Genomic DNA, 13,888 nt, shown 5'->3' on the forward strand with positions numbered 1-13,888 from the left:
GCGGTAACTGAGGATGCGTTGATGCACCCCTTGCATTCCCACATCCACCCCCCATCTTTCCTACAGAACTTTCTTCACCTGCCTACAACCCAAATAGGACAGGCAGGTGAATATTCACGCAAAAGCCGGAAACATATGGCCGCTGGTCATCCCCATTTGTCCTGTGCAACATGGCGCGCGTGCAATCCACAAACGGGAATTCCCTTATGCAACGTTTTCTTAGCATCGCTTTGGCACTGATGATCGGGCTCACCATGAGCCTCGACGTCAATGCTGCGCGTTTCGGTGGTGGCAAGAGCATGGGCTCGGCGCCAAGTCACCAGGCGCGTCAAACAGCTCCTTCCGCTCCTGCCGCTGCACCTAACGCCGCCGGCCGTCCTGCGCCTGCTGCGGGCGGTGCTTCCAAATGGCTGGGCCCATTGGCCGGTCTCGCCGCCGGTGGTCTTCTGGCCTCCATGTTCATGGGCGGTGGCTTCGAAGGCATGCAGTTCTTCGACATCCTGATCATGGCGATCATCGCCTTCGTGATCTTCCGCTTCATCGCGGCGCGTCGACGCAAACAGCAGCCACAGATGGCTCCCGCTGGTGCTCCTTATCAGCGTGAAACCTTCGAGCAACCACAACCGGCACAGAATTCGATCTTCGGCGGTTCCGCTCCAGCAGCGGCAGCCCGTCCGGTGATCAACGCGCCAGCCTGGTTCAACGAAGAACGCTTTATTGAAGCGGCCCGCAGCCACTTCCAGTCGCTGCAACAGCATTGGGACGCGAACGAGATGGACAAGATCTCCGAGTTCGTGACCCCGCAAATGCTGCAGTTCCTGAAAAAAGAACGTGCCGATCTGGGCGACGGTTTCCAGTCCACCTTCATCGACAACCTCACCGTGCAACTTGACGGTCTGGATGATCGCGCCGACAAGACCATCGCCACGCTGACGTTTAGCGGTGTGTCGAAAACGTCGCGCTTCGATCAGGGCGAAGTGTTCAGCGAGAGCTGGAACATGGAACGCGCTCAGGGCGACAACCAGCCTTGGCTGGTGGCAGGTATCCGCCAGAACGGCTAATACCGCTGAGCTGCTGCAACTGAACCCCGGACTTGTTCCGGGGTTCTGCTTTTTATAGAAGCCAAGTTAATTTGGCGATGCCTTTGAGCTACTGTATAACCCGCGCAAATCGTTAGAGGATCCACGTCGTGGAAGAAGTCATCGAACAACTCCGTGAAGCCAATGAACCGGTCCCTGTCCCGCTTGAGCTGCCTGATGAAGATCAGCTGGTCGAGGTTGAAGAGCAGCTGTTCATCAATATCCCCTTCGTCTTCAAGGAGTTCTTGCTGACCGTCAGCGACGTGGTCTACGGCAGTCTTGAGCCTGTCACCGTCACTGACCCGGTCTCTCATACGTATTTGCCGGAAGTGGCAGCGACCGCCTGGGATATCGGCGTACCCCGCGAGCTGATCCCGATCTGCCAGGACGGCGAGGATTACTACTGCGTTGAAGAAGACGGCACTGTGGTGCTGTGGTCTGGCGAAGAAGAACTCGTCACCGAAGAAAGCTGGGAATCCGTCTGGCACTGGGCGCGGGACGTCTGGCTGGAAAGCTGAGAAGCACAACCGCTCCCCTGAATCAGCGTTGAGGCACGCACCTCAACGCTGATTCACAACTCAGGGCTCAGGATGATTGCCCAGGGTTTCAAGCAACGCGATCTGCATGCGCGTATGCACCCGGATGAACCAGCGCCACAGGACGGCAGCCACCACAGCCGCCACAATGACAATCAGCATTAGCCATTCGCGCGTCGGCAGCATGCTGGATGACAGCAATGCGATGAGCAGAAAAATCACCAGCAAAGACAGCAGCGGGATCACTTCGGCAATCACCCGACGGACGCGCGCTGTGTGCCTGCCCGCCATTTCCGGCTTCACGCTCATCTCTGCCAGCAGCATCGACAGCGCTTTGAGCTTGCGATAAGCCGCGATCAGAAACGGCAGTGAAAGCAGCAACGACGCACCCCAGATCCAGGCTTTTTGCTGCCCGACATCGCTGACCCAGTCGCTGAAATACACGCCAATCCGCTCCGCAAAGAATGCTCCTGTAAAGAAGATGGCGATGACCAATGCCAGATTGATTCCGACTTGCAGCAGGATCTTGCGGATCATCGCTGCCAGCACTGCGCCCTGCCCCTGGGGCTGAATGCTGCGCAGCCACTCCCCGTACATTCCAAACACACGCGCCATGCGTGCAGGAAAAATGGCGCCCAGCGTGTGGGACAGAGGGTCTGCTGCGCGGATGAGATAAGGGGTCAAGAGCGTCGTGATCGCGGAGACCGCCACCGCGACCGGGTAGAGAAAATCGCTGGTGACCTGCAGCGTCATCCCCAGCGCTGCGATGATGAAGGAGAATTCGCCAATCTGTGACAGCCCCATCCCCACCCGCAGCGAGGTCTTGCCGTCGTTGCCGGCGATGAAAGCGCCAAGCCCGCAGGAAATCATCTTGCCCAGCACCACAGCGACGGTGATCACCGCGATGGGCCAGGCGTAATCGAGCAGAATCTTCGGATCGATCATCAAGCCGATCGCGACGAAGAAGATCGCGCTGAACATGTCACGGATGGGCTCGACCAGGTGCTCGATCTTCGCCAGTTGCCTGGATTCGGCCATGATCGCGCCGATGAGAAACGCCCCCAGCACCATGCTGTATTCGAGTTTGACTACCAGCAGGCAAAAGCCGAAGCACAGGCCGAGCACAGTGATCAGCAGCATCTCGTTGCTCTCGAACTTCGCCACGTAGGCCAGCAATCGCGGCACGACCAGAATGCCGATGACCAGCGCCACGATCATGAACAGCGACAGCTTGCCGACCGTTGAAAACACCTCCCCGGAACTGACCGTGCCGCTCACGGCGATCCCCGATAACAGCGCGATGATGCCAATGCCGAGGATGTCTTCAACGATGAGCACGCCGAAGATCAGTTGGGCGAAGCGCTGGTTTTTCATCTTCAGGTCATTGAGCGCCTTGACGATGATGGTGGTGGACGAGATCGCCAGAATGGCACCGAGGAACAGCGAGTCCATGGTGTTCCAGGCGAAGAACTGGCCGATTTCGTAACCGATCCAGGTCATCAGCATGATTTCGAGAAACGCGGCAATGAACGCCGTCGCACCGACCTTGAACAGCTTGCGCAGGCTGAATTCCAGGCCGAGGCAAAACATCAAAAAGATCACGCCGAGTTCGGCGAGGGTCTTGATGGTGTCCTCGTCGTGAATGAGGCCAAACGGCGGGGTGTGCGGACCGATGATGAAGCCGGCCACGATGTAGCCCAGCACCACCGGTTGCTTGAGCCGATGAAACACCACCGTTACAACGCCAGCCACGAGCATGATCACTGCCAGGTCTTGAATGAAACTGATGGCATGCATGGGCGCTGCTCCTGCTGGCAATCGATGAAATACGCGTATCCGTCTGAAAGAGAGACGACTGCTGTACGAAAACTCGCCAACGAAGCCTGAATATTCTGACTGAGACGCAGGATTTACCCCATCCAAGGGCTTCCGCAGGTTAACACCGCACAAAAGCGGGAGAAGCCAGTGCAATATATGGAAACAGATGGGTACAGGGCGTGACGGCGGAGCGGCCGTTGGCGTCCCGGTATCGATGGTTTTGTCGCCAATCTGCATTCGAGCACCCGAGCAAGGTGCCTTCTGACCCTTTTAGACCGTGAGCAACGCTATGGAACCCGGAAACGCCCAGCTGTCGATGACTGTATTGATGACCCCGGACATGGCCAACTTCTCCGGCAACGTGCACGGCGGGACGCTGCTGAAGTATCTCGACGAAGTGGCCTACGCGTGCGCGAGCCGTTACGCAGGACGCTATGTCGTGACGCTGTCGGTGGATCAGGTGATTTTCCGTGAGCCGATTCACGTTGGCGAGCTGGTCACGTTCCTGGCGTCGGTCAACTACACCGGCAATACGTCCATGGAAGTGGGCATCAAGGTGGTGACCGAAAACATCCGCGAGCGCTCGGTTCGTCACACCAACAGCTGCTTCTTCACCATGGTGGCGGTGGATGACCAGCGCAAACCTGCCAGCGTACCGCCGCTGACACCGGCCAACAGCGAAGACAAGCGCCGTTACGTGCAGGCACAACAACGCCGCCAGATCCGTCAGGAACTGGAGAAGCGTTATCGTGAAATCAAGGATGAGCCGGTTTAAGCAAGCACCGGTTTGGCTTACAGCCGGACCGCTTCGAACTTGACCCGCGGGTGAGCGATTCGGTCCTGCGCGCGCACCAGCTCCAGCTCGTAGCTGCCGCAGGCCTGGGTCTCCAGCAGCACTTCATGCACCGCTGACGCCGCGAATTCGAAGGCGCTGCGCAGGTCGTCACCGAGCAGAATCCGAGACAGGAACAGCCCGGACGTCAGGTCGCCCACGCCCACCGGCTGCCGGGGAAAGGCCAGAAGCGGCCGACACAGGTGCCAGGTTTCGTGCTCGGTCACCAGCAGCATCTCAAAGCCGTCCGCGGGTTTGCCCGGGTAGGCCAGGTGCTTGACGACAACCGCCTTGGGGCCTCGGGCCAGCAGCGCTCGCGCCATGGCCACGCAGTCGCGCAACGAATCGGGTTTGCGGCCGGAGAAGCTGTCCAGCTCCAGCTGATTCGGGCAAAGGAAGTCGGCGACTGCAGCGGCTTCGTCCAGCAGGAAATCGCTCACTTCCTGCGGCACGATGCAGCCCTTCTCCGGGTGCCCCATCACCGGATCACACAAATACAGCGCGCGTGGATTGGCGCGTTTGATCTGCGCAACGGCGCTCAGAATCGCGCGTCCCTGCGCTGCGCTCCCCAGATAACCCGACAGCACCGCATCGCAATTGCCCAGCTCGCCTATCGCCGCAATCCCCTCGACCAACGCCGGAATCTGCTGCGGCGCCAGGACTTCCCCCGCCCAGTGGCCATACTGAGTGTGGTTGGAGAACTGAACGGTATTAAGCGGCCAGACATCGATGCCGATACGCTGCATAGGGAACACGGCTGCGCTGTTGCCGGCGTGACCAAACACGACATGCGACTGGATGGCGAGTAGATGGGGCGTACGTTTCATGACAGGTTCCTGAGACCGGGAAGGCACAGTAGTGGCGATGCCGGACGAAGTGAAGCGAAATTAAACTTTAGGGCTATGGCTGTCTGTCACCCGACGCAGTTAAGCTGCAAGCCTTCTGTTGGAGTTCCTTTTCCATGCTGACCCTGGGCAACATTTTCGTCCTCATGCTGCTGGCGACTGCCGGCGCCTGGCTGTGGCACGCCCATGGCCTGCGTGAACGGGCGCTCGAACGCGTCAAACAGCACTGCGCCAAACTTGATCTTGAGTTGCTCGACGGCAACGTGGCGCTGAAGCGACTCGCGTTCAAGCGCGACAATGAGGGCCGCAAGCGACTGGCGCGGGTGTATAACTTCGAGTTCACGGTCACCGGTGAGCACCGGCATCCCGGCACGATCACCATGTTCGGTGCCCACGCGGCGCAGATCGAGCTGGCGCCCTACCCGTTCGAGATCAAAGACCCGAAACCGACCGCCGAGATCATTCAGCTGAGCCAATGGCGTCAGGAACACAATAAGTGGAAGCAGTGATCCTCTGTGGATAACTCGTTTCAGAGCAGACAGGCCGCCAGCGCTGTCTGCAAAGCGGCCTCGTCCTGAGGCCCATCGAAGATCAGCTCGAGAAGGGAGTCCTTGCGCCACTCACTCGACGCCCACGCCAGCGCACTCCTGTTCACCGCATTGCCTGAGATCCACCCCTTTTCGCTGTGGATAACCAGCTTGGCACGCCGCCAGTTCAAGGTTTGCAGCCAGGACTGGACTTTCGCCGCATCAAACACTCGCTGAGGGTGCCAGCGCCAGCCGATGCTCCAGCCTTCCGCCTGTTGCTGACTCAGGCATACCGGCGTCGTTGGGTCCGCCCACGTTGCGGGGAGTTGCGGCAATGACCGGGGGATGGCCGGATTGGCCGAGCCAGCGTGAGCGTTGACCTCAACGCCAGGCAACGAATCCAGAGACAATACGCCGTGGTCGGTCCAGTACAGCCTGCACGCAGGCAGTGCGTCGATGATTGCCTTTCGGGTCGACGCGTCCAGCCCTTCTGACTTGTTCAGCACCAGCAGGCCCGCCTGCGCCAGGGCTTCTCGCTGGGTGTCAGGCAGCTCTTTGCCCTGGGCGAGTGCCTGGGCGTCGAGCACCATGACACTGGGCTGGACCGACAGCACCCCGACCCAGGGCGCCTCGTGTAATTGCTTGATCAACTGAACCGGATGCCCCAGCCCGGAGGGCTCGATGAGCAAGCGGTCCGGCCTGGCCTTTCGCAAGAGCCGGCCGAGGCCAATCTGAAAAGGCGCGCCATTGACGCAGCACAGGCAGCCACCAGCCACTTCGCCAAGTGCGATACCATCATCGCCGGTCGTCAGCAGCGCAGCATCCAGGCCGATCTGGCCGAACTCATTGATCAGCACAGCCCAGCGCTCGCCCGCCGGTTTCTGCTTCAAAAGATGCCTGATCAGACTCGTCTTGCCAGCACCTAAAGGGCCCGCAATGACATGAGTGGGGATGTTCTGCAGCATGTCGGCCATTTTGAGATCGCTCCTGAATGAGCGCTGACGGAGGTAAATGATGCGAGCAATCTGGCTGCCTATGGGGCTGGCATGGGCGCTGATGGCAATGACGTCGACGCAGGTCCGCGCTGAGTCGTGCGTGGTGCACAGCCAAGGCGAGCGAGTGGACGTCAAAGTCTGTCAGGAAAATCTGAACATCCCGCCAGACCTGTTCCACGACGGATTCTGCAAACCTCAGCTCAAGGATCAGAAAACCGAGGTCACGTACTCGGAGCAGTGCCCTGCCGGGTCATTTGGCCAGTGCAGCAACGCGCAGGTGGCCAATATGCCTTATCGGCAGAACATTCACTATTACGGCGTTGCCAGCGACGCTGCGTTTCTCAAACCGTTCTGCGAGCAGCAGAGCAAGGGCATCTGGAAAACGCAGTGAGTCAGATGGGTGCTACGCCGCGTCGCCATACCAGTCGCCAAACGGATCAGGCATCGAGCGCCAGTCCGCAACGCCGCTCGCCATCTCGGCATCGGTCAGCAGGCATTGATCAAGCTCTGCCGCCAGCCGGGCAAAGTCGATGTTCTGACCGATGAACACCAGTTCCTGACGGCAATCGCCGGTCTCAGCTTCCCAGCTGCGCATGATCACCTGCGTGCTTTCGTCGTCCTGCGGCCACTGCGCCTTGGGCACGAACCGCCACCAACGACCGGCGAAACCGTGACGAATCAAGCCGCCGGCCTGGGACCAACTGCCGGCGTCCTCGTGCTTGCTGGCGAGCCAGAAAAAGCCCTTCGAGCGCAGCAGTCGGCCGTTTTCCCACGGCGCATTCAGGAAGTCGAAAAATCGCTGTGGATGAAACGGCCGACGCGCCCGATAAGCCGTGGACGCGATGCCATATTCTTCGGTCTCTGGCGTGTGCTCGCCGCGCAACTCCTTGAGCCAGCCCGGTGCCTGAGCCGCACGTTCGAAATCGAAACGGCTCGTGTCCAGAATCTTGCTGAGGGGCACGGCGCCCATAACCATCGGCAGAATCTCTGCCTGGCTGTTGAGCCGCCGCAAAATTGCCATCAGCTCTCGCCGGTCGGTTGAGCTGATCAGGTCGATCTTGCTGATCAGGATCACGTCGGCGAACTCGACCTGCTCAATCAGCAGATCAGTGATCGCGCGCTCGTCCTCCTCGCCCAGGGTCTCTCCGCGCGAGGCCAGACTCTCTGCAGCGTTGAAGTCCTGCAGAAAATTAAGGCCATCGACCACCGTCACCATGGTGTCGAGGCGGGCGACATCGGCCAGGCTCCGGCCCAGCTCATCGCGAAAGGTGAAGGTCTCCGCCACGGGAAGCGGCTCGGAAATGCCCGTGGATTCGATCAGCAGATAGTCGAACCGGCCTTCATGGGCCAGCCGGCTGACCTCTTCCAGCAAGTCTTCGCGCAAGGTGCAGCAAATGCAGCCGTTGCTCATCTCCACCAGTTTTTCTTCCGCCCGATTGAGGCTGACGTCCCGCTGAACTTCGCTGCCGTCGATGTTGATCTCGCTCATGTCGTTGACGATCACGGCGACGCGCAGATTGTCGCGATTGCGCAGGATGTGGTTCAGCAGCGTGCTTTTACCAGCGCCAAGGAAGCCGGAGAGAACGGTAACGGGAAGGCGGTTCATGAAGGTTTCACCAGAGTACGGATGATATCGCTTTTTACGTTATAGTATAACGATACGTACACGCTAATCTTTTTTGAGGCCGCTTCATGACTCGGTTGCTTTGGCTTTTGTCAGGGTGCTTACTGGCGTTGAGCACGCAGGCCATCGCCATGCCGCCCTCGCCCAGGCTGGACAAGGCGCTATGCACACGCAGCGCGACGCTGTTGGCCTGCATCGATGCCGGCAACAACACGTACAGCGTGGCGGTTGCAGGGAACACGATATTTGTGCGCGGCGTTGAAAGCGTGGGCAATCGCCGCTGGGCGCAGACCAACAGCCGATACGGTTCGCTGACGTTTTTTACCGGGCTCGCATCGGACGGCGAGACGTGGGTGGGTTACATCCAGAAAGTGGGCTGGACGACGATCAGTCGGGTGTCGAGCTCAAATGGAAGCCGTACCAAGATCACCTGCGACCGGGTGATGGGTTGTCGGTAAGCTGACCCCTGCAGGCATCAGGGAAGATTTCGTCGTCCATACGCCGTGCTGGCTCCCTGGCAAACACTGTCCATGTGGGAGTGAGCTTGCTCACGAAGACGGTGTTCCAGGCGCTATATATGCAGCGGATGTCGACCTGTTCTCGAGCAAGCTCGCTCCCACAATGGGCGTTTAGGTAGGTGCATCTGCAGCGGTGTCACGTTGATGAGAGCGAACTTGCACATCCTGCGTCACGACTGAGTCCGTCAGACGACCGCCTGATTCGCCTTTTGCTCTTGCCGCCAGGCCACGTACGAGCCTGCCGGCGGATTGCGCTCGAAGTAGCGCTTCATGCCGTCAAACAACCCATCGGCCACGGCCTGTTGGTGGCGCGCGGTGACAAGGCGCTGACTGTCGCGGCTGTTGGAGATAAAGCCGGTCTCGACCAGAATCGACGGTACATCGGGTGACTTCAGCACCGCAAAACCGGCCTGCTCCACGCGCTTCTGGTGCAGCGTCGTGATCCCTTCCAGGCTACCCAGTACGGTGTGACCCAAATCCAGACTCGCGGCGATCGTGGCGTTCATCGACATGTCGAGAATCACGCCGGCCAGCATCGGGTCCTTGTCTTTCAGGTTCAACAGGCTGGTCGCGCCGATCAGGTCGGCGCCGTTTTCACGCTGGGCCATGAAGCGCGCCGTGGCAGATGTCGCGCCGTTCTCCGACAAGGCAAACACCGACGCGCCGGAAGCCGTCAACCGAGGGGCTGCGTCGGCGTGGACCGAGATGAACATGTCAGCGTTGTATTTGCGTGCGACGTCGACGCGCTTGCGCAGCGGAACGAAGAAGTCGTCATTGCGGACCAGGCGCACATCAAAGCCCTTTTCGCGCTTCAAGCGTTTGGCGAGCAACTGCGCGATGGACAGCACGACGTCTTTCTCGCGCTCACCCTTCGAGCCAACGGCGCCCGGGTCCTTGCCACCGTGCCCGGCGTCGACGACCACCATGATGTCGCGCTTGGATCGATCTCTCCCTGCTGTCTGCACGGGTGGCTCTTTCGCCAATGGCGCAGCGGCGGCCAACTGCACCGGAGGACGGGAAAGCACGTCATGGCCCAGATCCAGCACCAGCCGGTTACCTTGGGCACCTTCGGGACCCAGCAGGAAACTGTTGAGCTGCACGGGCGATGCGAGGTCAAGGACGATGCGCGTATCACTCTGACCGAAGTGGCCGGAGCGGATGGATTTGATCGGCGTGTTTTCGAGCGCCAGCTGACTGAAGTTGCCTTCAAGCCGCGCGCCGCTGACATCGATGATGATCCGTTCAGGCGCGCTCAGCGTGAAGGTCTTGTATTGAACCGGGCCACTGAGATCAAACACGAGCCGCAGCTTGCTGTCAGTACGCCACAGGCGGGCGTTTCGGATCTGCGTCGCATTGACTGAGAATGGCAGCGTAAAGGCAGCGCTGGCCAATAGCATGTTAAGCAGCATTTGACGTCGGTGCATGGCACGTTCCGAAGGCGAAGAGCATCCCGGCTCAGAGATGAAGGGCGATGGTTACAATATAACAGCCGGAATATCGGACGAAGATGAAGCTTTTTATAAGATCGGCGGGATTTTAGTGAGGCTTCTCAACACCTAAGGCGAAAAAGCTCATGTGAAACAACAAGATGTTCCACGTGGAACACGACTCGCTGTCAGTACAGACAAAAACGCCCTGACAAGTCAGGGCGCTTAGTAAGCAGAGAGAATCAGGTCCTTGGTTTTACAGTGCCGCATTGCTGACCGAGCCATACAGCGCGCGTGTCCATGCTGCCGTTCTGTTGCTGGCCTGTGGCGTTGAACGAGCCAATGACGTGGGTGTTGAACTCGCGGTCACTGAGGAACTGTGCAGTACCAGTGCCTTGAGCACGAGGGCAACTGAATTTAAATTTCCAGGTGGCGCCGGTGCGTTCGGTGATCTGCTGGGTGCAGCCGGACTTCGGATCTGTCAGCGGAATCTGCTCATTCTTGACCTGCTCTTGGGTCAGACAAATACGTACGCCCTTCCCGCCCAGAGTAACGCCTTGTTTTTCCAGCATTTGTTCCATGGCTGCGCGCTGCTGCGGCGCCATCATTTGCAATTGCGACAGCATCACTTGAAGGTCCGGCATCTGTTGGCCATCTACCTGCATGTTGCTGGAGCTCAGTTCCCACAGTCCGGGCTGCAGAACCTGCGCCTGGGCGAAGGGCGCAGTCATACAAACCATCAACGCCAGTACGCGCTTTTTCATGAATCGGGTTTCCTTTAATAACTCTTGGGCATCTAGATGCGGCCTGCACGCAGGCCACTGAACGTTGACGATTAGACGGTGGATCGGGCAGCCAGTTGCAGCCTCAATAAAATAGCGACAATCCCGGCGCCTTGTGGTCTGTTAGACACCAATAAGCTTATGGCACAAGGTTGCGCATGGATTACCACAGCCCGTATTTCTTTGGCTATTTGCTCGGTTTCACTCACCTGCTGGGCATTGTCGCAGCTATCCACGCCTTACTCACAGTGCGTACAGCTCAGGGCTCAATCGCTTGGGCGATGCCTCTCATCTTCATCCCTTATGTCGCACTGATTCCGTATCTGGTTTTCGGCAGGAGTACGTTTGATGCCTACATCAAGGCGCGGCGTCAGGCGAACACCGAAATGCGCGTGGCGATCGCCGACTTCAACTGGAAGCCATGGATTGAAGAGGCGGTAGCGGCGCGGCGCTCGGACGCTTATCGCTCCCTGCGCGCGATGCCGAAGCTGGGACGCATGCCATGCCTGGCGAACAACGAAGTGAAGCTGTTGATCAACGGCGATGAAACATTCGACGCGATCTTCGAGGCCATCAAAAGCGCCCGGCAAGTGGTGTTCGTACAGTTTTTCATCATCCACGACGATGATCTCGGTCGACGCCTGCAAGGGTTGTTGCTGGAGAAGGCCGCTGAAGGCGTGGCGATTCATGTGCTTTACGACCGCATTGGCAGCCATGCGCTGCCGGCGCGTTATATCGAGAAGCTCCGCGATGGCGGCGTGCAGATCAAGGCCTTTGCCACACGTGGCGGCTGGCTGACACGCTTCCAGATCAACTTCCGTAACCACCGCAAGATCGTCGTGGTGGATGGCATCAAAGGCTTCGTTGGCGGCCACAACGTGGGCGATGAGTACCTCGGCCTCAAGCCGCCGCTGGCGCCATGGCGCGATACCCATGTGAGCGTCGTCGGACCTGTCGTGGCGTGTCTGCAGGAATCGTTCGCCGAGGACTGGTTCTGGGCGACCCGGGAGATACCGCCGCTGATCCTGCCGGACAGTTACCCCGAAGACGGCGTGCTGTGCCAATTACTCGCCAGCGGCCCTGCTGATGCGCAGGAAACCTGCTCGTTGTTCTTCGTCGAAGCCATTCACGCGGCGACCGAACGGGTCTGGATCACAACCCCGTATTTCATTCCCGATGAGCCTGTCTCCGCAGCGCTGCGACTGGCGGTGCTACGCGGCGTGGATGTTCGCTTGCTGCTGCCGTCGCGTCCTGACCACTACACGGTGTACGCCGCCTCCAGTTTGTTTGCCTTTGAGGCCGTGCGCGCAGGCGTTCGCATCTTTCGCTACAAGCCCGGCTTCCTGCACCAGAAGGTGGTGCTGGTGGATAACGCGATCTCGGCGATCGGCAGCGCCAACCTGGACAATCGTTCGTTCCGGCTCAACTTCGAACTCATGCTGCTGACCGTGGATGAAGACTTCGCTCGGGAGGTGGAAAACATGCTCATCGACGACTTCGCCCTCTCCCACGAGATCTCCAGCGAAGAGAGCAAAGAGACACATCACTTGCAGCAGCTGGGGATGCGGGTTGCTAGGCTGATTTCGCCGATTCTGTGAGTGGTATTGAAGGCCTGTGGAAGTCAGCTGACTCCCACAGGCTTGGAGCACTCACCGGTACAAATCATCCCGCGTCAGCGGCAAATGATGGCTGCCGTCTGCATACGGCTTCACCGCCAATATCTGGTGCAGGTTGATCCAGCCCTTGGAAAACGCATAGGCACAGCCGGCCAGATACAACCGAAAGATCCTCAGCGCCTGCTCCGGCACCATGGCCGCAGCGACGTCGAGTTTCTCTTCCAGACGGGCACTCCAGTGCTCTAGGGTCTTGGCGTAATGCAGGCGCAGACTTTCCACATCGACCACTTCCAGACCCGCCTCGCTGATGAACCCGGTGATCATCGACAGGTGCGGCAGTTCACCATTGGGAAACACATAGCGATCAATAAAGTCACCCGCGCCGCGCCCGACAGGACGCCCGTCGGTGTGCTTGGCGGTAATGCCGTGGTTCATCACCAGACCGCCCTCCTTCACTGCGTCGAACAGGCATTTTGCGTAAAGCTCGAGATTGGCGTGGCCGACATGCTCGAACATGCCGACGCTGACGACCTTGTCGAAGCGGCCGTCTTTGGGCAGATCCCGGTAATCGAGCAGCTGCAGTTCGACACGGTCCTGCAGACCGTCTGCGCGCACCCGCGCCTGGGCCAGCGCCAATTGCTCGCGGCTCAACGTGATGCCGAACACCTTGACGCCGTATTCACTCGCGGCGAAGCGGGATAGCCCTCCCCAGCCACAGCCGACATCGAGCAGGTATTCCCCGGGTTTAAGGCGCAGCTTGCGGCACAGGTGGTGAAACTTGTCCTGTTGGGCCTGATCGAGCGTCTCGTTGCCGGTCTTGAAATACGCGCAAGAGTAGACCATCTCCCGGTCCAGCCACAGGCGATAGAAGTCATTGGAGAGGTCGTAGTGGTAGGAGATCGACGCAGCATCGGTGGCCTTGTCGTGCTCGGTGCGCACAGGGAGGTTGTCGTCGTCCTTGTCGACCAGCGCCTTGGTCAGCTCGTCGCACACCCGGACCACTTCGCTGATCGAGCCTTCCAGCTCAAGCCGGCCTTCAACGAAGGCGCTGCCAAGGAGGCCAAGACTAGGGTGGGTGAAATCGGAAACGAGGGACGGGTCCTTGACCACGATCGTGACGCAGGGATCACTGCCCAAATCAAGCTCGTTGCCGTCCCAGAGCTTGAGACGCAGCGGCAGATGAAGGTTCTGTAACGCCGGTGGAAGTTGCGCGAGCATATGAAATCCCCCTGATCCAGCTACATGGAAAAGGGTAGTCCATAACCGGCTCCAGATCAGGAGCCGTCAGG

Annotated in this window: 15 protein-coding genes; 8 read left to right on the forward strand and 7 right to left on the reverse strand. The window is 59.3% G+C overall.

The window, feature by feature from the left end; all coding sequences use genetic code 11:
* Positions 1-206 precede the first annotated feature (206 nt).
* Positions 207-1,061, forward strand: coding sequence for a Tim44 domain-containing protein (locus ABEH28_RS24355; RefSeq protein ID WP_192174525.1), 855 nt, complete (start codon positions 207-209; stop codon positions 1,059-1,061).
* 128 nt (positions 1,062-1,189) lie between these two features.
* Positions 1,190-1,597, forward strand: coding sequence for an SMI1/KNR4 family protein (locus ABEH28_RS24360; RefSeq protein ID WP_192174524.1), 408 nt, complete (start codon positions 1,190-1,192; stop codon positions 1,595-1,597).
* Positions 1,598-1,657: 60 nt separating this feature from the next.
* On the opposite strand, the gene ABEH28_RS24365 is transcribed toward ABEH28_RS24360, so the two are convergent.
* Positions 1,658-3,412: a cation:proton antiporter gene (locus tag ABEH28_RS24365; RefSeq protein ID WP_346631305.1), complete on the reverse strand. Its 1,755-nt coding sequence runs from the start codon at positions 3,410-3,412 to the stop codon at positions 1,658-1,660.
* 310 nt (positions 3,413-3,722) lie between these two features.
* Here ABEH28_RS24365 and ABEH28_RS24370 point away from each other — a divergent pair, with 310 nt between their 5' ends.
* Positions 3,723-4,208 (forward strand): acyl-CoA thioesterase, encoded by a 486-nt coding sequence (locus tag ABEH28_RS24370; protein WP_122534219.1) that lies wholly within the window; start codon positions 3,723-3,725, stop codon positions 4,206-4,208.
* A 17-nt stretch (positions 4,209-4,225) separates the two neighbouring features.
* Here the strand turns inward: ABEH28_RS24370 and pdxY are convergent, their stop codons facing one another.
* The gene (gene pdxY / locus ABEH28_RS24375; protein ID WP_346631306.1) at positions 4,226-5,092 is read right to left on the reverse strand and encodes a pyridoxal kinase PdxY; all 867 of its coding nucleotides are present in this window, start codon (positions 5,090-5,092) and stop codon (positions 4,226-4,228) included.
* Between the two features lie 134 nt (positions 5,093-5,226).
* On the opposite strand from pdxY, the gene ABEH28_RS24380 reads away from it, so the two are divergent.
* Entirely contained in the window at positions 5,227-5,619 is a 393-nt protein-coding gene (locus ABEH28_RS24380) for a DUF3301 domain-containing protein (protein WP_074886003.1), read from the forward strand.
* A 20-nt stretch (positions 5,620-5,639) separates the two neighbouring features.
* Here ABEH28_RS24380 and ABEH28_RS24385 read toward each other — a convergent pair whose 3' ends face one another.
* Positions 5,640-6,602 (reverse strand): CobW family GTP-binding protein, encoded by a 963-nt coding sequence (locus ABEH28_RS24385; protein ID WP_346631342.1) that lies wholly within the window; start codon positions 6,600-6,602, stop codon positions 5,640-5,642.
* Between the two features lie 49 nt (positions 6,603-6,651).
* Between ABEH28_RS24385 and ABEH28_RS24390 the strand changes: the two genes are divergently transcribed.
* Entirely contained in the window at positions 6,652-7,023 is a 372-nt protein-coding gene (locus ABEH28_RS24390) for an NADH:ubiquinone oxidoreductase (protein WP_192174566.1), read from the forward strand.
* Between the two features lie 12 nt (positions 7,024-7,035).
* Here ABEH28_RS24390 and zigA read toward each other — a convergent pair whose 3' ends face one another.
* Positions 7,036-8,238: a zinc metallochaperone GTPase ZigA gene (gene zigA, locus ABEH28_RS24395; RefSeq protein ID WP_346631307.1), complete on the reverse strand. Its 1,203-nt coding sequence runs from the start codon at positions 8,236-8,238 to the stop codon at positions 7,036-7,038.
* A gap of 149 nt (positions 8,239-8,387) precedes the next feature.
* On the opposite strand from zigA, the gene ABEH28_RS24400 reads away from it, so the two are divergent.
* Positions 8,388-8,714 carry a glutamine synthetase gene (locus tag ABEH28_RS24400; RefSeq protein WP_346631343.1) on the forward strand — a complete coding sequence of 109 codons (327 nt, stop codon included), beginning with the start codon at positions 8,388-8,390 and terminating at the stop codon, positions 8,712-8,714.
* A gap of 245 nt (positions 8,715-8,959) precedes the next feature.
* Here the strand turns inward: ABEH28_RS24400 and ABEH28_RS24405 are convergent, their stop codons facing one another.
* A complete protein-coding gene (locus ABEH28_RS24405) occupies positions 8,960-10,198 on the reverse strand; it encodes an N-acetylmuramoyl-L-alanine amidase (RefSeq protein WP_346631308.1) in 1,239 nt (412 codons plus the stop codon).
* On the opposite strand from ABEH28_RS24405, the gene ABEH28_RS24410 reads away from it, so the two are divergent.
* The gene (locus ABEH28_RS24410; RefSeq protein WP_346631309.1) at positions 10,197-10,334 is read left to right on the forward strand and encodes a hypothetical protein; all 138 of its coding nucleotides are present in this window, start codon (positions 10,197-10,199) and stop codon (positions 10,332-10,334) included. The genes ABEH28_RS24405 and ABEH28_RS24410 overlap by 2 nt on opposite strands.
* A 109-nt stretch (positions 10,335-10,443) precedes the next feature.
* On the opposite strand, the gene ABEH28_RS24415 is transcribed toward ABEH28_RS24410, so the two are convergent.
* Positions 10,444-10,965 (reverse strand): DUF3617 domain-containing protein, encoded by a 522-nt coding sequence (locus ABEH28_RS24415; protein ID WP_192174519.1) that lies wholly within the window; start codon positions 10,963-10,965, stop codon positions 10,444-10,446.
* Positions 10,966-11,141: 176 nt separating this feature from the next.
* Here ABEH28_RS24415 and cls point away from each other — a divergent pair, with 176 nt between their 5' ends.
* Positions 11,142-12,581, forward strand: coding sequence for a cardiolipin synthase (gene cls / locus ABEH28_RS24420; protein WP_282365421.1), 1,440 nt, complete (start codon positions 11,142-11,144; stop codon positions 12,579-12,581).
* A gap of 51 nt (positions 12,582-12,632) precedes the next feature.
* On the opposite strand, the gene cfaB is transcribed toward cls, so the two are convergent.
* A complete protein-coding gene (gene cfaB / locus ABEH28_RS24425; RefSeq protein ID WP_346631310.1) occupies positions 12,633-13,817 on the reverse strand; it encodes a C17 cyclopropane fatty acid synthase CfaB in 1,185 nt (394 codons plus the stop codon).
* Positions 13,818-13,888: the final 71 nt, after the last annotated feature.

Source organism: Pseudomonas sp. Ps21-P2, from assembly GCF_039672565.1.
Taxonomy (GTDB): Bacteria; Pseudomonadota; Gammaproteobacteria; order Pseudomonadales; family Pseudomonadaceae; genus Aquipseudomonas.